This is a genomic window from Flavobacterium gelatinilyticum, from assembly GCF_027111295.1.
GTDB lineage: Bacteria > Bacteroidota > Bacteroidia > Flavobacteriales > Flavobacteriaceae > Flavobacterium > Flavobacterium gelatinilyticum.
The window spans coordinates 1,309,393-1,331,762 of sequence record NZ_CP114287.1 but is presented as its reverse complement, the minus strand read 5'-3'; the positions used below and the strand labels follow the sequence as shown (position 1 = coordinate 1,331,762).

Genomic DNA, 22,370 nt, shown 5'->3' with positions numbered 1-22,370 from the left:
TGCGTATATTTGAAACAATATAAAGAGTGATAAAATGACTGTAACGGATAAACATATACTTGAATCTTATTCAAATTTATTTGAAGGACTTAGTTTTTCTAACAAAATTGAACTTATAGAAAGGCTGACTAAATCAATAAAAAGTAATAAAGCTAAAGAAAGTAATTTTTACAAATCCTTCGGTGCATTTGCTTCAGAAAAAAATGCCGAAGATATCGTTTCTGAAATTAAACGCTAAGAAATCTGCTAATCTTTATCTTTTGTTTTTCTTATAATTTTTCGGATGTTTTTTATCGAAGTTATTTTACCGCTTTCCTTAGCAAAAACCTTTACATATCGTGTTTCTGAGGCCGAATTCCATTTTATAAAAAAAGGAATGCGCGTGGCGGTACCTTTTGGTAAAAGTAAAATTTATACTGCACTTGTATTAGATATACACGAAAATGCTCCAACTTTATATGAAGCCAAAGAAATTCATCAGATTTTAGATGAAAAACCTATTGCAACCGAAATTCAGATAAAACACTGGCTTTGGGTGGCTAATTATTATATGTGCGGTATTGGTGATGTTTACAGAGGCGCTTTTCCAACAGGATTGTTGTTGGAAAGTGAAACAATTGTTTCGTACAAACCTGATGTCGTGGTAAATGATAGTGAACTTTCTGATGATGAATTCCTGATTTATGAAGCTTTACATCATCAAAGTTCTCTAAAAATTCAGGATATAGTTTCGATTTTAAATAAAAAGAATATCCTTCCGACACTTCAAAAATTAATTGCAAAAGATGTTATTTTTTTAGAAGAAGAAATAAAGGAAAGTTATAAGCCCAAACTGGTTAAGTTTGTAAAACTGCATTCGAAATACGAAACAGATCAAGGTTTGTCTGATTTGCTGGGTATTCTGAAAAATGATAAACAAAGAGAAATTGTTTTGGCTTATTTTCAAATAAGTGCTTCAGAGAAAAAGCCGGTAACGGTTAAGAAATTAGTTGAGGTTTCTGGTTCAACTTCGGCAGTAATTAAAACTTTGGTTAAAAATGAAATTCTGGAAGAATATCTTTTACAGCAAGATAGGGTTTCGTTTACAGGAGAAAAATCAGAAAAAGAACTTCAATTAAGTGAGGCACAGGAAAAAGCTTTTACAGCAATAAAAAACAGTTTTTTAGAAAAAGAAGTTTGCCTGCTTCATGGTGTGACCTCAAGCGGAAAAACAGAAATTTATATTAAATTAATTGAAGAGTATCTGCATACAGGAAAACAGGTTTTGTATCTGCTTCCTGAAATTGCATTAACTACACAATTGGTTTCTCGTCTTCGACTTCATTTTGGAGATAAAGTTGCTGTTTTTCATTCTAAATATAGCAATAATGAAAGAGTTGAGGTTTGGAGGCAAACACTCGAAAATTCAGAAAAAGCACAAATTGTAATAGGAGCGAGGTCGGCTTTGTTTTTACCTTTTAACGATCTTGGTTTATTGATTGTTGATGAAGAACACGAACAGACTTTTAAACAAACAGATCCTGCACCAAGATATCATGCAAGAGATTCTGCAATTGTTTTGGCTAATTTTTATAAAGCCAAAGTACTTTTAGGTTCTGCAACACCAAGTATAGAAACTTATTTTAATACTCAAAACGATAAGTACGGATTAGTTACGCTTACAGAACGATATAAAAACGTTCGTATGCCAGAAGTTGTTTTGGTTGATTTGAAAGACAAGCATTTCCGAAAAAGAATGACAGGCCATTTTAGTGATCTTTTAATAGAAGAAATGGCAGAAGCTTTGTCTTTGGGCGAACAAATTATTTTGTTTCAAAACAGGCGAGGATATTCTCCTATAATTGAATGTCTGACTTGCGGACACGTGCCTCATTGCCAACAATGTGATGTGAGTTTGACGTATCATAAATTTAAAAATCAGCTTCGTTGTCATTATTGTGGGTACTCTATTGCTAAACCAACAAATTGCCATAGTTGTTCAAGTATCGATTTGTCGACTAAGGGTTTTGGTACAGAGCAAATTGAGCAAGAGCTGGTTTCTTTGTTTCCAAAAGCGAAAACCGCTCGTATGGATCAGGATACTACACGTGGTAAATTTGGTTTTGAGAAACTTATAGATAATTTCAAAAACAGGGAGATTGATATTTTAGTAGGAACCCAAATGCTGGCCAAAGGCTTAGATTTTGATAATGTAAGTCTGGTTGGAATCATGAATGCCGATAATATGCTCCATCATCCTGACTTTAGAGCTTTTGAACGTAGTTTTCAGATGATGACGCAGGTTGCAGGAAGGGCAGGAAGATCTGAAAAACAGGGAAAAGTTGTTATTCAAACTTATAATCCAAATCATAATACAATTCAGCAAGTTACCAACCATAATTATATAGGTATGTATAAGGAGCAATTGTATGACAGGCAGATTTATAAATATCCTCCTTATTTCCGTATCATAAAACTCACTTTAAAGCATAAGGATTACGATAAATTAAAAGAAGGTTCAATGTGGTTGTATCAGGTTTTGAGCCAAAATCTGGGTATGCCGGTTTTAGGCCCGGAAGAGCCTGGAATAAGCAGAATACGAAATGAATATATTAGAACAATATTAATAAAGATACCACAAAACCTGCATTTAGGAAATACAAAAAAAACTATTCAGAAAATGCTGAATAGTTTTGAAGCGGTTGCTCAATACAGAGCGATTAAAGTTGTTGTAAACGTCGATTTTTATTAACTAGACGTTGACAATGCTTTTACTAAATCTTCTTTTTTATTTCGGCTGAGCGGAATTTTAGTAATTCCGATTTCGGCAAATTTACTGTTAAAGCGTTCTACTTTATCAATATTAATGATATAGGACTTATGTACACGAATAAATTTATCTTTTGATAAGTCATTTTCAAAAGATTTCATTGTGGACAATACTAAGTTGCTGTCGTCTTCGGTAACAACTCTTACATAATCACCAAAAGCTTCAATCCATTTGATTTTTGCGGTGAAAATTTTAAGCTTTTTAAGGTTACTTTTGATAAAGATATGTTCACCTTCTTCTTCTTTAACTTCTTTCTTAAGCATATGCATGTCAATAGCCCTTTTTACAGAGGCATTGAAACGATCTACAGCGATTGGCTTTTGCAGGTAATCAGTAGCATCATAATCAAAGGCTTTTAAAGCATATTCGGCTTTAGAAGTAATAAATATGATTTGCGGTTTAGATTTTAATCCGTCCAGAAAATCAAAACCGTTAATAACTGGCATTTCTATATCAAGAAATATTAAATCGATATTATTTAATGATATACAACTTTTTGCTTCTATTGCATTAGAAAAGTCCCCGATTAAGTGCAAACCTGGGTGATTATTAACTAATTTTGCAATAATTGTCCTCTGTATAGAACTATCATCCACAACAACACAGTTTAGTTTCATAACATTTAAAATTTATATAAATTCAGGATAGCAATAGTAAATGTATTATTTTTTTGCAAAAAAAACTAAAATCATCGATTATTTTTTGTTGTACAACGAATAAAAGGAAAAAAAAGTTGGATATATAAATTTAATGCTTACTTTTGCACCCAATTTTAACAAATAAATTTTTTATTTATGAATCATTATGAAACTGTTTTCATTTTAAATCCCGTTTTATCTGAGGTTCAGGTGAAGGAAACAGTAACGAAATTTGAAGAATTTCTTACTAGTAGAGGAGCTGAAATGGTATCAAAAGAGGATTGGGGTCTTAAAAAAATGGCTTACGAAATCCAAAACAAAAAAAGTGGTTTTTATCACTTATTTGAGTTCAAAGTAGCTGGAGAAGTTCTACTTGCTTTTGAAACTGAATTTAGACGTGACGAAAGAGTTATGCGTTTCTTAACTGTAAGTTTAGACAAACATGCTATTTCATGGGCGGAAAGAAGAAGAGCTAAATTAAAATCTACTAAAGCGTAATTATTATGTCTACAATTGAGCAATCTGCAAAGGGAAAAAAAGACGGAGATATCAGATATTTAACGCCTTTAAACATTGAAACTAACAAAACTAAAAAGTATTGCCGTTTCAAAAAATCTGGAATCAAATATATCGATTATAAAGATGCTGATTTCTTATTGAAATTCGTTAATGAGCAAGGAAAAATTCTTCCTCGTCGTTTAACTGGAACTTCATTAAAATACCAAAGAAAAGTTTCTGTAGCTGTAAAAAGAGCTCGTCACTTAGCTTTAATGCCATACGTGGCCGATTTATTAAAATAATTAAAAACTCTAGTCGCTGGTTTCTGTTTTATCAGAACCTAACTTCTAAAATATAAGGACAACAACATGGAACTTATTTTAAAACAAGACGTGCAAAACTTAGGATTTAAAGATGATGTAGTATCTGTAAAACCTGGTTACGGTCGTAACTTTTTAATTCCTCAAGGTTTTGCTGCATTAGCAACTCCTTCTGCTAAAAAAGTTTTAGCTGAAAACCTAAAACAAAGAGCACACAAAGAAGCTAAAATTGTTGCTGATGCTAAAGCATTAGCTGAAACATTAAAAGCTCTTGAAATTAAACTTACTGCAAAAGCTGGTGGAGAGAAACTTTTTGGTTCTATCACTAACATCGATATCGCTGAAGCTTTAGAGAAATCTGGTAACGCTATCGATAGAAAATTCATCACTAGCGGTGTTGTAAAACGTTTAGGTAAATACAATGCTACAGTTCGTTTACACAGAGATGTAATCGTTGAATTACCATACGAAATTGTTGCTGAAAAGTAATAGTTTTAAAACCTATATTAAAATCCCGATGCAAATCGGGATTTTTTTTTGATGTGATTGCGTACGAAGCAATTTCATCTTTTAAATTTTAATAAAATAAGAACGAGATTACTTCGTTCCTGAAATGATATGAAATACGCAAGATTAACAAAAGAACAATTTGACGAGCTGCATGCTGAATTTGCCAGTTTTTTAGCTGCCCAGGCAATTGATAAGACAGAATGGGATTCCTTGAAAATTAACAAACCTGAAGTTGCAGAGCAGGAATTGGATGTTTTCTCTGATTTGATTTGGGAAGGGGTTTTATCCAGAGCTGAGTTTTTGGAACATTTTTCAAAAAATCACATATTCTTATTTCATTGTTTTGATACTTACGTGCAGTCAATAATTTTGAAATCACAAGACGCTTCTGTTGATTTTTTAACTAAAGATGGTCTTCAGTGGTTGAGCGATAATATGTTTACTGATAATATAGAAATGAAAGTTGGTAAGAAGGTGTTTACAGAAGAACGAAATTCTTCAATATTTGAGTTAATTAAACAAGGTGCTTTTTTAAGTGATGGACAGTTGTTTACTCAAATAAATACAATCCTTGAATCTTAGCGCTTAAATTGCAGCTTTAATAATACAATGAAAAGGTAAATAATTAATAGTTAATTGTTTATCTTTTTTTTATGATTTTAACTCTTGTTTATACTTTTCTTTTTTTTACTGCCCGTATTTTTACGTGTTTTTTTTATAATATTTAAAAAATTAAGATTTAAAGGCGATTAGGGTCATATTTATAATAGAATGGGGTTAAATTGTTAAAAATCAATCGTTGTAGATTATTTTATGTAGTAATTTACTTTCATTTATTAATTTTAACATAAAAATCTTAAAATAAATGTAAAATTTTTTGAAGTGCCTTTTCTCTTCAAATGTCCCGTTTTTCTTATATTCTATTCGTTTTTTATTCTCTGTGTGATACCAGTAATTTAAAAACATAGGAAAATTACACTTGTTTTGTTTTTTGCTTTTTCTTAATTTTAGAATACAAAAGTTAAACAAAATTTTTATTCCCCTATTGAATTGTTTGACATTATGTAATACTTGAAAAATAAAAACAAATACTTTTAAACGCATTAGAACTAAATAAGAACTTAAAACGCCTGCTTATGGAACTGACAGTTACTTTTTTTATCAAGTTTGCAATAGGTCTTCATATTATTACAGCTTTATTTTTTATTCCTCTGAAGGAAAACAAATTTCTTCTTTCTTTTGATTTCACTTCAATAATGAAATATTTTATTCAAAAATTTTCATATTATCATTTTCATTTTTTAAAGTCGGGTCAACGATATTGTTGACGTGTTGGTTGGTTTAATTTTAAACTGGCTTTGTCTTGTACTGTTTAATTCATTTGCTTTTTGGATACAGCTGAAAAGAATGAAGTGAAGAAAGAGTAATCAACTTTCTTAAATGGGTGAGCTTAAATGTATAAGATGTCGTGAAATACTCCCAACTTTAAATTTTCTTTTATGAAAATTAATTCTATAACAAATCACTCCTTTAGGAAAATTGGTTCAGATCAATATTCCTTAAAACAGTTGAGTTGTTTTTCATTTTCTGAAAATGAAAAAATCTCATTATCAGGCTGTGTCGAATTAGATACTACATAGCCGTGTGTTTTTTTAATTAAAATAAATTCTCCGGAATTTTAGGGATTTTGTTTTAATATGTAACTATTTGAATTTAAGTGTTTTTTTAATTGTGTAGGCATTTATGCTTATTGCAACAGGTTTTTTATTGTCCATTTTCTAATCTTCCAAATTATGAAAAAAAAATTTACTTTTTGTGATCTCTCTAAAAAGAGATTATTCGGACTTTTATTTTTATTCCTATTATGCACCAATGCATTTTCTCAGACTATTTGCAGACCTTTGTCTCAAACTAATAGTCAGGGAGGGTTAGTGTGTTTAGGATTAGATATTGATAGTCCCGCCAACGCTTATGATAGTGCTGGCTTAACGACCTATGCGACTCTGACGAATGCAGTTGGGGTTGGTTGTTTCGTTGAAGAAACGCTGACCTTAAACCAGACGGCCAGGGCAGGAGATCAGATAGCCATTTATTTTGGTACCGGAAACGGTTTGCTGGATCTCACATTATTATCTAATGTATCCTTGCAGGGCAAATTATCAGGTGCGAATGTAGGTTCGAGTGTGGCTTTAAGTAGTCCGCTTTTGAACCTTAATTTGTTAAATGGTAATACGGTTGCAGTTGCAAGATATACTGTAACAGGTGATACGAACCAAATTCAGGTTCAGGTTGGGGGACTGGTAAGTCTTCTGGTAAGTTTACGACTTTATGACGTTCGTTTAGAGTTTGCACAGCCAACAGTGAGCGGAGGTCTAACTCAGACAGTTTGTGCCGGAACTCAAACGACTCTAACTGCGACTGCAGCACCAGGAACCACACTGGCATGGTATAGTTCAGCAGCGTCAACAACAGCATTAGCAACAGGTCCAACTTTTACAACACCTGCACTAACCGCTTCAACTACTTATTATATAGGTATAACAAGACAGGCTGGATGTGAAGGAAACCTTCGTGTACCGGTTGTTTTAAATGTTTCTAATCCGGTAGCACCGGCTTATAGTAATATTGGAACAACTGTTTGTTCTACAGGAGCAACACAGCAGACAACATTAACACTTGTAAACCCTGTTCCGGGAACCACTTATTCCTGGTATCCTACAGCAAGTGGCGGAGCATCATTAGCAAGTGGTACAACATATTCTCCTACAGTTCCTTTGGGAACCACCAGCTTTTTTGTAGAAGCATCTATAGGAACTTGTATCAGTCCAACCCGTACTCAGATCAATGTAGTTTCTACAGCAGTTCCTGCAACACCAACAGTTTTGACTCAGAGTGTTACTATTCAGTCAGGTCAGAATGCTACTTTAAGTGCGACAACTACTGAACCGGGTGTTCAATTAAACTGGTATGATACAGCGGCTGGTGGTACACCCGTTGCCACTAATACGCCAAATTTCACTACTCCTATTTTAACGGCGACTAAAACCTATTATGTAGAAGCACAAAGCCCGAATGGAAGCTGTGTCAGCGCTGCAAGAGTTCCTGTTACAGTAACCGTACAACCGGCAGCTTTGGGCGGGTGTCTGGAAGCGAGCAGCCAGCAGACTAGCCAGAATGGTTTGTGTTTATTGTGCAGCTCTACTAATCCAAATTTTTCAGTTGATGGAAATCCTGCTACAGCAGCCAGACTTACTGTTCCTGTAGGCTTGCTTACCGGATGGGTGCAGCAGACTTTACAATTTATAAATCCTGGTAAAGCAGGTGATATTGTAGATGTAGATTTAGAATTACCGGGAGGTATTGCAGATGTTACTTTATTAGGAGGTGTGAGTCTTGCTACTTATAACGGAGCAACTTATAATAATGACAGAATATTAGCTACTAATCCGTTAGTGACTTTACAGGTATTATCAGGTAACCGATTTAGAGCCAGCGTTGTTGCGGGTGCTAATTTTGATCGTGTTGAAATACGATTAGGAGGTTTGGCCACTCTTCTGTCTAACTTAGATATTTATCAGGCGACTTACAGATATAAAGCTGCGGTTATTACCGGAAATACAGCTATTTGCAGCGGACAGACTACTACACTAACCGCAGCCCTTGCAGTTGGAGAAACGGTAAACTGGTATAGTGCAGCTGCAGGAGGTCCTTCATTGGCGTCAACAGCCGCATTTACTACTCCGGCTTTAACAACAGCTACAACTTATTATGCTGAAATAACAAGAAACGGCTGCGTTAACAGTGAGAGAACTCCGGTTCAGATAACGATAGATAATCCTTTGGCGCCTCCAGTAATTACTTTTTCACCAACTACAATATGCAGCGGGCAAAGTACGACTATAACAATTCAGGCACCGGTTGCAGGCACTACTTATAATTGGTATGATGCCGCAACAGGCGGTAATTTGCTGTTTACTGGGACATCATTTACAACTCCGGCTTTGATTGCAAATACAAATTATTATGTAGAAGGTTTAATTGGCAGTTGTCCATCGCCTACACGTACACTCGTAGGTTTGACCGTAAGTCCGATACCAGCTGTTCCTACTTTTGCATCTTCAAATGTGATTATTCAATCTGGTCAGAATGCAACACTGGCAGTTTCAAATCCGACTGCAGGAGTTCGATACAATTGGTATGACGCGGCAACTGGAGGGAATATTGTACAGCCAAATTCCCCAACCTTTACTACAGCAATATTAACAAGTACTCAAACTTATTATGTAGAGGCATCTAATATAAGTACTGATTGTGCTAATCCTGCCAGAGGAGCTGTTACAGTTACGGTTATAGCTAGTGCCAGTACTTGTTTACAGGCAAATAATCAAAATTTCTCAGGCGATGGCGTTTTATGCGTTTTATGTGCACCTATTAATCCGGGTCGTGCTGTTGATGGTGATATCAATAGTTATTCGCAGTTAACAGTAACGCTTGGTGTTGGAGCCTATCTGCAGCAGCAATTGATTTTTGCTAATCCGGGTGTGGCAGGAGATATTATTGATGTTGAATTAGAAGTTCCGGGTGGTGTTCTTGATATTGGTGTTTTATCTAATATTACCTTAGCAACTTACAATGGAGGTATTTTTAATAATGACAGAAGAGCTATAAATAATAATTTACTGAATATTCAGTTGTTATCAGGAAATAAATTCAAAGCCAGTTTTACTGCCGGAGCAGCGTTTGATCGTGTAGAAGTACGATTAGGAGGAACGGCATCACTTTTGGACAACCTGTATATTTATCAGGCTGCTTACAGATATCCTGATGCTGTTATAACAGGAGCGGCAGACCCAATTTGTGTGGGAGGTTCAACGATTTTAAATGCTGTTTCAACAGGAGGACCGGAAATTTTTACATGGTATGATGCCCCGACAGGAGGAAATGTTTTACAACTAAGTACAACAGGAACAGGACCTTTAACAACTTCAACTACCTATTATTTACAAGGAACAAGAGGGGGGTGTGAGAATAGTTTACGTCAGGCTGTTACGGTTACGGTATTACCAATTCCAACAGCGGCAGATGTATTGATTACAACTCCAATTGAAGCAACTTGTACAGGAGGAGCAGTAATCGCTCCATCATCTACAATTGCAGGGGCTGAATTTAGATATTACACAGCTCCAAATAAAACAGGTGAAATTGTTGATGGAACTACAATAGGCACAGCAGTATTTGCTAAAGATCCAATAACAGGAGCTCTTACTATTTCAGGTTTAACTTCAATAGGTGCACCATATACTTATTATGTTTCTGTTGTAAACGGCGGGACTTGTGAAAATATAGCAGGGACATTAAAAGAAGTAATTGTTGATTTCCCTTCAACTACAACTTTAACTGTAAATGCTGCATTAGCGGCCTGTGGCAGTGCTAATTTAGGAAATGCGATCACTAATTTTGACTCATCAGGAAACACTACTTATACGTTCTATGATGCTTCAAACAATGTTATAACCGCAGATGCTGCAGCAAATATTACTGTAAGCGGTGTTTATTCAATTATGGCTCAGGCTTCGGGAGATACTTGTCCGTCAGTTCGACAATCTGTGGCGGTGACCATTAATGCAAATCCAAGTCTGGTTATTACTAATCCTTCAGAATCTGTAGCTATTGGTACAAATGTAACCTTATTAGCAACTTCTACAGGAACAATAACCTGGTTTGATCCGCAGGGAAATCCTTTAACAGGACCAACATTTACAACGGGAGTACTAAGTACACCGGGAGTTTATACCTATACAGCAGTAGCTAGTGACGGAATTTGTTCTACGACTGCAACAAAAGTAATTAATGTTATAGACCTGAGTAATTGTCAATCTTTAACAGACAGAGTTTATGCAACAGCACAAACTTCCGGAACAATAATAACCGGAACCGTTACTAATGGAGCGAGTGCTGTCGATGGAAATCCGCAGACATTCTCAACAATTACTACAGGAATAGGTCTTTTAGGTGTTGGAACAACATGGCAGCAATTAAGCTGGGCGGCACCTATTACAAAAGGTACTCCGGTAACGGTTAAATTAGGTTCAGAAGCCAGCTTGTTGGCTGTTGGACAAAATTTAACTGTAATAGGTACTATAGGAGGAGTAGATATCGGAACAATGCAATCGGTATCCGGTTCATTATTGAATTTACTTTCAGGAGATAATACATACGAATTCACGTTTGTTCCTTCAGATGCCTCAGGGCCTCAGCAATACGATGGAATTCGAATTCAGTCCGCTTCACTTGCAAGTGTAGCTCAAAATACAAAAGTATTTGATGCTTATTACTATACACCGGTTACTTCTGTAACCTGTGTACCGGGAGATATTCAGGATGTGTTTTACGGAGCAGCAGATTTAGGTATTGGAGCTGCAACAGCAACCGTTGGTGTTACTGACGCCTTTTTAGTTGCAGACAACGATATTGCCACTTATGCAACTATGTTCAGTGGTGTAGGAGCTTTAGCCGCTGCCGATTTAACTGTTCAGTTTAAAACACCATCAGTTATAAGTGATACATTACGAATTGTGATTTCAAAACCGGGAGCACTTTTAGATGTTAACTTACTGAGAGGTTTCAGTATTCAGCGTTATTTAGGTAATGTTGCTGTAGGTGCCCCAATTCAAAATACAAGCACACTATTGAGTTTAAGATTATTACCTGGAAATTCTATGGCAATGGCTCTTGTGTCTTCACCAACAGAGATTTACGACAGAGTAAGAATCCGTTTAGGAGGAGTTGCCGGAGTTCTGGATAACTTAAGAGTTCATACTGTAGAAAGAACAGCTAATACGACCGTAATTGGAGCAGATCCGCAAAATAAAGTTACGGTCTGTCCAGGCGCGGCGATAACCCTTCAGATTCCTGAAGAAGCCTGTTCGACTTATATATGGTACGATGCGGTTACAGGAGGAAATGCTTTAACTACAGGTATTACCTATACACTGCCTGCAAATTTAACAGCAGGAACTTATAAATATTATGTACAGCCGGTACGTTACGGTTGTGAAACTTTTGCCAGAGGAGAAGTTACGGTTGAAGTTAAAGCGTCTGCTCCATTGGCAGCACTGACTGATATTACATTAAACGGAGCCACAGATACTTCAATTTGTTCTCCTACAGGAAATGTAACCCTTGCAACAAGTTTAAGCGGTTCTTCAGTTTTGACCAATCCTGTTTACTACTGGTACCGTTTGAACGGAGCTTCACCTCAGTTAATCGCAGGAGAGACAACATTTCAATTAGTACAGCCGGGATTACTTCCGGGTACTTATACCTATTATGTTGGAGTAAGTTCTGATGAGCTTTGCGAAACTGCAGAAGCCGACAGAAAACAAATAACCTTTACTATTTTACCACCTTCCACTATTAATGATATTTTGGTTGATGACGCAACGTTTTGTCATAGTGTGCCTGCATCATTAACACCAACTGCACCAACATTGACTAATCCTGTATTTACCTGGTATTTAGATGATGCCAGAACACAGCCAATTACAAATGGAGCAGTTATTAGTGGAGTAACTTATACAATAAACGCTGCAGGAGTTTTAACCGCAACAGGATTAACAAAAGCACAAAGCCCTATAACGTATTATGTAGCAGTTTCTAGTGATACTACCTGTGAAAATCTTGCAGGAACATTACAAGATGCTGTAATTATGATCAGCGATCCAAATACACCAACCACAACAGATACGACACAAGATTTTTGTTTAATTGATGCTCCGACAGTAGCAAGTATTCAGGTAAACGAATCAGGTGTAGTTTGGTATACGGTGTCAGCAGGCGGAACAGCTTTAGCTTCCACAACACCTTTAGTAAATGGTACCTATTATGGTGCGGCTGTAGATGGTGTTACAGGCTGTGAGAGCAGTGTTCGTTTGGCAGTAGCAATAAGTATTACTGATCCAGGAACTCCAACAACTACAGATGCGACACAAGACTTCTGTTTGGTTGATTCGCCTACAGTTGCCGATATCCAGGTAAACACCCCTGCGACAGGCACAATCGTTTGGTACGCAGCTGCGACAGGCGGAACAGCGATTCCATCCACAACAGCATTAACAAACGGTTTATACTTTGCATCGATTTTAAATACAACGACCAACTGTGAAAGTTCAGTTAGATTACAGGTTGAAGTAACAGTAAGCGATCCGGGCACACCTACAACAGCAGATACCACTCAGGCATTCTGTTTAGTTGATGCACCGACAGTTGCCGACATTCAGGTAAATACGCCAGCGACTGGTTCAATTGTCTGGTACAGCACAGCGACAGGCGGAACAGCGATTGCTCCGACTACAGCTTTAGCTACAGGAAACTACTTCGCTTCAATTTTAGATCCTGCAACCAACTGCGAAAGCAATGTAAGATTACAGGTTGAAGTAACAGTAAGCGATCCTGGCACGCCGACAACAGCAGATACAACACAAGACTTCTGTTTAGTAGATGCACCAACAGTTGCTGACATTCAGGTAAACACACCTGCATCAGGCACAATCGTTTGGTATGCAGCAGCTACAGGCGGAACAGCGGTTCCAGCTACAACTGCACTAGCCACAGGAAGTTATTTTGCATCAATCTTAGATCCAATCACAAATTGTGAAAGCAATGTAAGATTAGAAGTTGCGGTAACGGTAAGCGATCCTGGCACACCAACCACAGCAGATGCGACACAAGACTTCTGTTTAGTAAATGCACCAACAGTTGCCGATATTCAGGTAAACACTCCTGCGACAGGCACAATTGTTTGGTACACAGCTGTAACAGGCGGAACAGCGATTCCAGCCACAACAGCACTAACAAATGGTTTATACTTCGCTTCAATTCTAAATACAACGACCAACTGTGAAAGTTCAGTTAGATTACAAGTTGAAGTAACGGTAAGCGATCCGGGCACACCTACAACAGCAGATACCACTCAGGCATTCTGTTTAGTTGATGCACCGACAGTTGCCGACATTCAGGTAAATACGCCAGCGACTGGTTCAATTGTCTGGTACAGCACAGCGACAGGCGGAACAGCGATTGCTCCGACTACAGCTTTAGCTACAGGAAACTACTTTGCTTCAATTTTAGATCCTGCAACCAACTGCGAAAGCAATGTAAGATTACAGGTTGAAGTAACGGTAAGCGATCCTGGCACACCAACCACAGCAGATACAACGCAAGACTTCTGTTTAGTGGATGCACCAACAGTTGCTGACATTCAGGTAAACACTCCTGCGGCAGGCACAATCGTTTGGTATGCAGCAGCCACAGGCGGAACAGCAATTCCAGCTACAACTGCATTAGCCACAGGAAGTTATTTTGCATCAATCTTAGATCCAATCACAAATTGTGAAAGCAATGTAAGATTAGAAGTTGCCGTAACGGTAAGCGATCCGGGCACACCAACTACAGCAGATGCGACACAAGACTTCTGTTTGGTTGATTCGCCTACAGTTGCCGATATTCAGGTAAACACACCTGCGACAGGCACAATCGTTTGGTATGCGGCTGCAACAGGCGGAACAGCGATTCCATCCACAACAGCATTAACAAACGGTTTATACTTCGCATCGATTTTAAATACAACCACAAACTGTGAAAGTTCAGTTAGATTACAAGTTGAAGTAACGGTAAGCGATCCGGGAACTCCGACCACAGCAGATACCACTCAGGCATTCTGTTTAGTTGATGCTCCGACAGTTGCGAACATTCAGGTGAATGCACCTGCAACAGGCTCAATAGTTTGGTACACAGCAGCGACAGGCGGCACAGCGATTCCAGCTACAACTGCACTAGCTACAGGAAACTACTTTGCTTCAATTTTAGATCCTGCAACCAACTGCGAGAGCAATGTCAGATTACAAGTTGAAGTAACGGTAAGCGATCCTGGCACGCCGACAACAGCAGATACAACACAAGACTTCTGTTTAGTAGATGCACCAACAGTTGCTGACATTCAGGTAAACACACCTGCATCAGGCACAATCGTTTGGTACACAGCAGCCACAGGCGGAACAGCGGTTCCAGCGACAACTGCACTAGCTACAGGAAGTTATTTTGCATCAATCTTAGATCCGGTAACAAACTGTGAAAGCAATGTAAGATTAGAAGTTGCGGTAACGGTAAGCGATCCGGGCACACCAACCACAGCAGATGCTACACAAGACTTCTGTTTGGTTGATTCGCCTACAGTTGCCGATATTCAGGTAAACACTCCTGCGACAGGCACAATCGTTTGGTATGCAGCTGCTACAGGCGGAACACCTTTAGCTTCTACAGCAACATTAACAAACGGTTTATACTTTGGATCGATTTTAAATACAACGACCAACTGTGAAAGTTCAGTTAGATTACAAGTTGAAGTAACAGTAAGCGATCCGGGCACACCTACAACAGCAGATACCACTCAGGCATTCTGTTTAGTTGATGCTCCGACAGTTGCCGACATTCAGGTAAATACGCCAGCGACTGGTTCAATTGTCTGGTACAGCACAGCGACAGGCGGAACAGCGATTGCTCCGACTACAGCTTTAGCTACAGGAAACTACTTTGCTTCAATTTTAGATCCTGCAACCAACTGCGAAAGCAATGTAAGATTACAGGTTGAAGTAACAGTAAGCGATCCTGGCACGCCGACAACAGCAGATACAACACAAGACTTCTGTTTAGTAGATGCACCAACAGTTGCTGACATTCAGGTAAACACACCTGCATCAGGCACAATCGTTTGGTACACAGCAGCCACAGGCGGAACAGCGGTTCCAGCGACAACTGCACTAGCTACAGGAAGTTATTTTGCATCAATCTTAGATCCGGTAACAAACTGTGAAAGCAATGTAAGATTAGAAGTTGCGGTAACGGTAAGCGATCCGGGCACACCAACCACAGCAGATGCTACACAAGACTTCTGTTTGGTTGATTCGCCTACAGTTGCCGATATTCAGGTAAACACTCCTGCGACAGGCACAATCGTTTGGTATGCAGCTGCTACAGGCGGAACACCTTTAGCTTCTACAGCAACATTAACAAACGGTTTATACTTTGGATCGATTTTAAATACAACGACCAACTGTGAAAGTTCAGTTAGATTACAAGTTGAAGTAACAGTAAGCGATCCGGGCACACCTACAACAGCAGATACCACTCAGGCATTCTGTTTAGTTGATGCTCCGACAGTTGCCGACATTCAGGTAAATACGCCAGCGACTGGTTCAATTGTCTGGTACAGCACAGCGACAGGCGGAACAGCGATTGCTCCGACTACAGCTTTAGCTACAGGAAACTACTTTGCTTCAATTTTAGATCCTGCAACCAACTGCGAAAGCAATGTAAGATTACAGGTTGAAGTAACAGTAAGCGATCCTGGCACGCCGACAACAGCAGATACAACACAAGACTTCTGTTTAGTAGATGCACCAACAGTTGCTGACATTCAGGTAAACACACCTGCATCAGGCACAATCGTTTGGTATGCAGCAGCTACAGGCGGAACAGCGATTCCAGCTACAACTGCACTAGCCACAGGAAGTTATTTTGCATCAATCTTAGATCCAATCACAAATTGTGAAAGCAATGTAAGATTAGAAGTTGCCGTAACGGTAAGCGATCCGGGCACACCAACTACAGCAGATGCGACACAAGACTTCTGTTTGGTTGATTCGCCTACAGTTGCCGATATTCAGGTAAACGCTCCTGCAACGGGCACAATTGTTTGGTACACAGCAGCTACAGGCGGAACAGCGATTCCATCTACAACAGCATTAACAAATGGTTTATACTTTGCGTCAATTTTAAATACAACGACCAACTGTGAAAGTTCAGTTAGATTACAAGTTGAAGTAACGGTAAGCGATCCGGGCACTCCGACAACAGCAGATACCACTCAGGCATTCTGTTTAGTTGATGCTCCGACAGTTGCGAATATTCAGGTGAATGCTCCTGCAACAGGCTCAATAGTTTGGTACACAGCAGCGACAGGCGGAACAGCGATTCCAGCCACAACCGCTTTAGCTACAGGAAACTACTTCGCTTCAATTTTAGATCCTGCAACCAACTGTGAAAGTTCAGTTAGATTACAAGTTGAAGTAACGGTAAGCGATCCTGGCACACCGACCACAGCAGATACAACGCAAGACTTTTGTTTAGTGGATGCACCAACAGTTGCCGACATTCAGGTAAACACACCTGCATCAGGCACAATCGTTTGGTATGCAGCTGCCACAGGCGGAACAGCGGTTCCAGCTACAACTGCACTAGCTACAGGAAGTTATTTTGCCTCAATCTTAGATCCAATTACAAACTGTGAAAGCAATGTAAGATTAGAAGTTGCCGTAACGGTAAGCGATCCTGGCACACCAACCACAGCAGATGCGACACAAGACTTCTGTTTGGTTGATTCGCCTACAGTTGCCGATATCCAGGTAAACACACCTGCGACAGGCACAATCGTTTGGTACGCAGCTGCTACAGGCGGAACAGCGATTCCAGCCACAACAGCATTAGCAAACGGTCCTTATTATGCAGCAATTAGAAATGCTGCAGGATGTGAAAGTAATGCAAGATTGTTAGTTACAGTTACAGTAACTAATCCTGCGACGCCAACTACAAATGATGCTACACAAACATTCTGTTCAGGAACTAATCCAACAGTTGCGAACATTCAGGTAAATGAAGCAAATGTAGTATGGTATACAGCTGCAACAGGCGGAACAGCGATTCCAGCAGCGACAGCATTAGTAAATGGTAATTATTATGGAGCAATCAAAAATCCGGTAACGGGCTGCGAAAGCAATGTTAGATTACTGGTAGCAGTAACAGTTGGAAATACAACGAATCCAACAACTGCCAATACATCACAAAGTTTCTGCTCTGGCAGTAACCCAACGATAGCCAGTATTCAGGTTAACGAAGCTAATGTGATTTGGTTTGCAACAGCAACTGGCGGAACTGCGATAGCGCCAACTACAGCATTAACATCAGGAACTTACTACGGAAACATCGTAGATCCTGTTTCAGGATGTGAAAGCACAACTCGTTTACAGGTAATTGTTACGGTAGAAGATCCAAGTCCAACGCCAACAACTACAGATACTACTCAGGATTTCTGTTCTACATCTAATCCAGCGGTAGCGAATATTCAGGTAAACCAGGCAAACGTAATTTGGTACAGTACAGCAACAGGTGGAACTCCAATTGCTCCGACGACAGCTTTAACAACCAGAACTTATTATGGTGTTATAGCAAGCAATACTAATTGTGAAAATCCGGTTAGACTGGCTGTTGCAGTAAGTGTAAATACTCCGGGTGTTATAACTGCACCAAGTACAACACAGACATTCTGTTTGTCAGCATTGCCAACACTTGTCAATATTTTGGTTAATGAACCAAATGTAGTATGGTATGCTGCAGCAACAGGAGGAACACCGTTAGCAGCAAATACGCCGCTTACAGCAACAACTTATTATGCAAGTGCACTTAACAATACAACTAATGGTTGTGCAAGTGCAGAAAGGCTGGGTATTACAATTGCTTTTGAAAATGATGCTTTAGTGCAGCTTACTACTACAGACGACACTCCTTGTGTTTTCCAGGAAGTGACTTATTCAATAGCAAATGGTAAATCAAATTATGTTTGGTCAGTTACTAATGGAACAATTGTTTCAGGAGGAGGAACTTCAGACGGAACTGCAACCATTTCATGGTCAGATATTGGTGCCGGAACAATACAGGTTACATACGTAAACAACTGTAATGAAACCACTACCAAATCATTAAATGTAACAGTGGCAGCATGTTCAGATTTAACAATCACGAACGTAGTTGATAATCCGGCTCCTAATTTTGGCGATCATGTGACCTTTACCATAACAGTAAACAATGTTGGCGAAGGTGGTTTCAAAGATGTATTGGTTAGCGAATTACTGCCAAGCGGCTATCAGTTAATAAGTGCAGGCACATCTGCAGGTACTTACGATCAGTCAACACAACTTTGGACAATTCCAACATTAGCTGCAGGACAAAGCGTTACATTAACAATAGTAGCAGAGGTTCTGCCAAGCGGCAACTATCTAAATGTAGTTACAATCGAAAATTCAACTCCGTTAGATGTAGATCAATCAAACAATTCTGCTTCTGCATCTGTTGAACCGGTTTGTCTGACAGTTTACAACGAATTTACGCCAAACAATGACGGAGCTAATGATTTATTCAGAATAGATTGTATCGAATCTTATCCTAATAATGAATTAAAAGTTTTTAATAGATATGGTGCATTAGTGTACAGCAAAGCACACTATGAAAACGATTGGGACGGAACAGCAAATGTATCCGGAGTAGTTAATAGAGGGGACATGCTGCCAACAGGTACTTATTTTTATGTGATTACCATTGGAGATGGAACGGTTAAAAAAGGATGGTTATCTATCATGAGATAAAACATTCTATTAATCATCTAATTAATTAAATTAAATAAGTATCGTTATGAAACTATATATAAAACCATTAGAAACGTATTTCATTTTAATATGTTCTTTTATTACAATATGTGCCAGTGCACAACAAGATCCCCAATATACTCAGTATATGTATAACACAATGGCGGTTAATCCGGCTTATGCCGGATCAACCGGCACTTTAGAAGCCACTCTTTTGCATCGTTCGCAATGGGTAGGAATTTCAGGAGCGCCGGAAACACAATCGTTTTCTATTCATTCGCCTCTTACTAACGAGAATATTGGTTTAGGATTAAGTGTTGTCAATGATAAAATAGGTCCTTCAAACGAGCTGTATCTTGACGGAAACTTTTCTTATTCTGTACCTCTTGGCTATGAAAAAAGATTAGCATTTGGTCTTAAAGCCGGAACGAGAATGTTAAACATAGACTGGTCTAAAGGGAAATATTACAACAATAATGATGTTCTGCTGAATCAGAATATTACTAACCAGATGAAACTGGCTGTTGGAGCAGGTATTTACTACTATACGGAGAAATTCTATTTAGGTCTTTCGGTTCCAAGTTTTATCAGAAGCGATTATTATGATGATGTTCAGGAATCTATAGACTATGATCGTTTACATTATTTTTTGATGGGAGGATATGTTTTTGATTTGAACCCGAATTTAAAGTTCAAACCAGCATTTTTAGTAAAAGCAGTAAGCGGTGCGCCGCTCACTGCTGATGTATCGGCGAATTTTATGATAGCTGAAAAGTTTGTCATTGGAGGATCATACCGTACAGATGATTCGGTAAGTATACTCGCAGGTTTTCAAATATCACCAAGTTTTTATCTGGGCTACGCTTTCGATTACACAATCAGCGAGTTGAACAAGTATAATGATGGTACACATGAATTCATTTTACGCTACACGTTCAATAAAGGTCAGAATAAAATCAAATCTCCTCGATTCTTCTAAAAATTGTAAGTATGAAAAAATTATATATCCTGAGTTTAGTCTTGAGCATTACGTTTAGTTTTGCTCAAAAGACTAATTTAAAGAAAGCCGATGCTTTGTTCAGAAACTTCTCTTATACAGATGCTTCAAAAGCATACGAAGAATGTCTGCAGAATATCAAGAATCCATCGGCACAGACTTTAAAAAATGCAGCCGACTCGTATTATTTTATTTCAGATGCACGAAATGCATTAAAATGGTATAGAAAACTTTACGAAGTACAAGGCAATAATTTAACAGACATTTACTATCTGCGTTATATTCAGACTATGAAAGCAGTCATGGATTATGATGAAGCAGATAAGATCACAAAAGAATATCTCGATAAAAAAGGAGACCAAAAAGAAATCAATCGTTATGTAGCCCAGAAAAAAATTCTGGACAGTCTGGCAAAAGCAAAACCTTTGTATCAGGTTAAAAATCTGGATATCAATACCAGTAAATCTGATTTTGGAACCGCCTTTTTTCAGGAAAAAATCGTGTTTACTTCTGCGAGAGATACAACAAAATTCAGCGAAAAACTGTATACATGGAACAACCAGCCTTTCCTGAATTTGTATTTATCTGAAAGAAATCCTGCCGATGGGAGTTTATTCAACGAAACGTTATTTTTACCCAACGTAATGAGTAAATACCACGAAGCAACAGCGACTTTTGATGCAAGCGGAAAAACGATCTATTATACAACGAACATTGTAAAGAAAAACAAACTGGTTTTAGACGGAAATAAAATCAACAATTTCCAGATTATCAAAGGATCACTTGTCGATAACAAACTCGAAAATCCGCAGGGCGTTTTCTTCAACAGCGAAGATTATTCGGTAGGACATCCTTGCTTAAGCGATGACGGACAATGGCTTTTCTTTGCATCCGATATGCCGGGAGGTTTTGGTGAAACCGATTTGTATGTTGTGAAAATTTCAGATGATGGTACAATGAGTTCTCCTTTAAATCTGGGACCTAATATCAATACAATTGGTAATGACCTTTTTCCATTTTTTAGAAACGGAATACTTTATTTTTCTTCAGACGGACATTACGGCCTTGGTGATTTAGATGTTTACGAAAGTAAATTTCTGCCGGATGGAAATTTTACCGTTCCACGCAATTTAGGCGCTCCTATAAACAGCAACAAAGATGATTTTGCTTATATAGTAGACAAGACAGAAAGTTACGGCTACATTTCATCAAACAGGGCAGGAGGTAAAGGAGATGATGATATCTACGCTTTTACCAAAGGAAAACCGGTTTGTAACCAAAACATATCAGGAATGGCTGTTGACAGAAAAACCAAACTGCCTTTAACAGATGTTACTATTATGGCTTACAACTCTTTTAAAGAAGTATTAGGCGAAACCAAAACTAATTACGAAGGGAAATATGCCATTACAGTGCCGTGTAATAAAGTGGTCAATATGATTGCGGCCAAACCAAACTACAGCAGTGACGAAAGAACAGTCGAAACTACAAAAGAAAACGAACGCGAAATTCCTAATGTAAATTTCGAACTAAGCAATTACGATGATTTAGTGGTGAAAAAGAAAGGCGTAGAAATGGTTGATGTTAAACCAATTTACTTTGATTACGACAAATACGACATTACACCTCTGGCTGTAGAAGAATTGACAAAAGTGGTCTTCATTATGCAGAAGTTTCCCAACATTCGCATTAAAATAGAATCACATACAGATTCCCGCGGAAAAGATTCATACAACTTAAAACTTTCTGATAACAGAGCAAAATCAACCAGAGACTATATTGTGTCACAAGGAATCGATGCTTCAAGAATCGAAAGTGCCATTGGTTACGGTGAAAGCCGCTTAATCAATAAATGCAAAAACGGAGTGAAATGTACTGAAGAAGAACATTTATTAAACAGACGCTCTGACTTTATCATTATTCAAAAATAGTACTATATTTGCATGTTAAGATTTTGATAATCAACATGAAAATATAGAACGTAGAAACCATTTGGAAGTTGGTTTTTTTAAATTCTTTTTAAGAATAATGGACAAGGAGAAAATCAGGCAGTATGCTTTTACTGCCTGATTTTTGATTTTTACAAAACTTTGCAGCAGTATTATTTTTTAAGTAAAAATAGCC

11 protein-coding genes are annotated in these 22,370 nt (G+C 38.2%); 10 read left to right on the top strand and 1 reads right to left on the bottom strand.

What is annotated here, in order from left to right:
* Positions 1-34: 34 nt before the first annotated feature.
* Positions 35-238: a hypothetical protein gene (locus tag OZP11_RS05585; protein WP_281234236.1), complete on the top strand. Its 204-nt coding sequence runs from the start codon at positions 35-37 to the stop codon at positions 236-238.
* Between the two features lie 45 nt (positions 239-283).
* Entirely contained in the window at positions 284-2,731 is a 2,448-nt protein-coding gene (gene priA / locus OZP11_RS05580) for a replication restart helicase PriA (RefSeq protein ID WP_281234235.1), read from the top strand.
* Here the strand turns inward: priA and OZP11_RS05575 are convergent.
* Positions 2,728-3,426: a LytR/AlgR family response regulator transcription factor gene (locus OZP11_RS05575; RefSeq protein ID WP_281234234.1), complete on the bottom strand. Its 699-nt coding sequence runs from the start codon at positions 3,424-3,426 to the stop codon at positions 2,728-2,730. The genes priA and OZP11_RS05575 overlap by 4 nt on opposite strands.
* A 177-nt stretch (positions 3,427-3,603) precedes the next feature.
* On the opposite strand from OZP11_RS05575, the gene rpsF reads away from it, so the two are divergent.
* The 8 genes from rpsF to OZP11_RS05535 all read left to right on the top strand — a co-directional run bounded on the left by rpsF (position 3,604) and on the right by OZP11_RS05535 (position 22,177).
* Positions 3,604-3,945 carry a 30S ribosomal protein S6 gene (rpsF, locus tag OZP11_RS05570; protein WP_068842999.1) on the top strand — a complete coding sequence of 114 codons (342 nt, stop codon included), beginning with the start codon at positions 3,604-3,606 and terminating at the stop codon, positions 3,943-3,945.
* A gap of 5 nt (positions 3,946-3,950) precedes the next feature.
* Positions 3,951-4,247: a 30S ribosomal protein S18 gene (gene rpsR / locus OZP11_RS05565; protein WP_002987043.1), complete on the top strand. Its 297-nt coding sequence runs from the start codon at positions 3,951-3,953 to the stop codon at positions 4,245-4,247.
* Between the two features lie 66 nt (positions 4,248-4,313).
* On the top strand, positions 4,314-4,754 hold the full coding sequence (gene rplI / locus OZP11_RS05560) for a 50S ribosomal protein L9 (RefSeq protein WP_281234233.1): 441 nt from the start codon (positions 4,314-4,316) through the stop codon (positions 4,752-4,754).
* A 129-nt stretch (positions 4,755-4,883) separates the two neighbouring features.
* Positions 4,884-5,357, top strand: a complete 474-nt coding sequence (locus OZP11_RS05555; RefSeq protein WP_281234232.1) for a DUF6495 family protein — start codon at positions 4,884-4,886, stop codon at positions 5,355-5,357.
* 917 nt (positions 5,358-6,274) lie between these two features.
* Complete coding sequence (locus OZP11_RS05550; protein ID WP_281234231.1) at positions 6,275-6,415, top strand: hypothetical protein; 141 nt, start codon at positions 6,275-6,277, stop codon at positions 6,413-6,415.
* Between the two features lie 153 nt (positions 6,416-6,568).
* Entirely contained in the window at positions 6,569-19,249 is a 12,681-nt protein-coding gene (locus OZP11_RS05545; protein WP_281234230.1) for an Ig-like domain-containing protein, read from the top strand.
* 46 nt (positions 19,250-19,295) lie between these two features.
* Entirely contained in the window at positions 19,296-20,228 is a 933-nt protein-coding gene (locus tag OZP11_RS05540; protein ID WP_281234229.1) for a PorP/SprF family type IX secretion system membrane protein, read from the top strand.
* Between the two features lie 11 nt (positions 20,229-20,239).
* The gene (locus tag OZP11_RS05535; RefSeq protein WP_281234228.1) at positions 20,240-22,177 is read left to right on the top strand and encodes an OmpA family protein; all 1,938 of its coding nucleotides are present in this window, start codon (positions 20,240-20,242) and stop codon (positions 22,175-22,177) included.
* Positions 22,178-22,370: the final 193 nt, after the last annotated feature.

Excerpts from the sequence above, each read along its gene's own strand:
- OZP11_RS05585 (WP_281234236.1), top strand. The coding sequence starts at position 35 with ATGACTGTAACGGATAAACATATACTTGAATCTTATTCAAATTTATTT.
- priA (WP_281234235.1), top strand. The coding sequence starts at position 284 with ATGTTTTTTATCGAAGTTATTTTACCGCTTTCCTTAGCAAAAACCTTT.
- OZP11_RS05575 (WP_281234234.1), bottom strand. The coding sequence starts at position 3,426 with ATGAAACTAAACTGTGTTGTTGTGGATGATAGTTCTATACAGAGGACA.
- rpsF (WP_068842999.1), top strand. The coding sequence starts at position 3,604 with ATGAATCATTATGAAACTGTTTTCATTTTAAATCCCGTTTTATCTGAG.
- rpsR (WP_002987043.1), top strand. The coding sequence starts at position 3,951 with ATGTCTACAATTGAGCAATCTGCAAAGGGAAAAAAAGACGGAGATATC.
- rplI (WP_281234233.1), top strand. The coding sequence starts at position 4,314 with ATGGAACTTATTTTAAAACAAGACGTGCAAAACTTAGGATTTAAAGAT.
- OZP11_RS05555 (WP_281234232.1), top strand. The coding sequence starts at position 4,884 with ATGAAATACGCAAGATTAACAAAAGAACAATTTGACGAGCTGCATGCT.
- OZP11_RS05550 (WP_281234231.1), top strand. The coding sequence starts at position 6,275 with ATGAAAATTAATTCTATAACAAATCACTCCTTTAGGAAAATTGGTTCA.
- OZP11_RS05545 (WP_281234230.1), top strand. The coding sequence starts at position 6,569 with ATGAAAAAAAAATTTACTTTTTGTGATCTCTCTAAAAAGAGATTATTC.
- OZP11_RS05540 (WP_281234229.1), top strand. The coding sequence starts at position 19,296 with ATGAAACTATATATAAAACCATTAGAAACGTATTTCATTTTAATATGT.
- OZP11_RS05535 (WP_281234228.1), top strand. The coding sequence starts at position 20,240 with ATGAAAAAATTATATATCCTGAGTTTAGTCTTGAGCATTACGTTTAGT.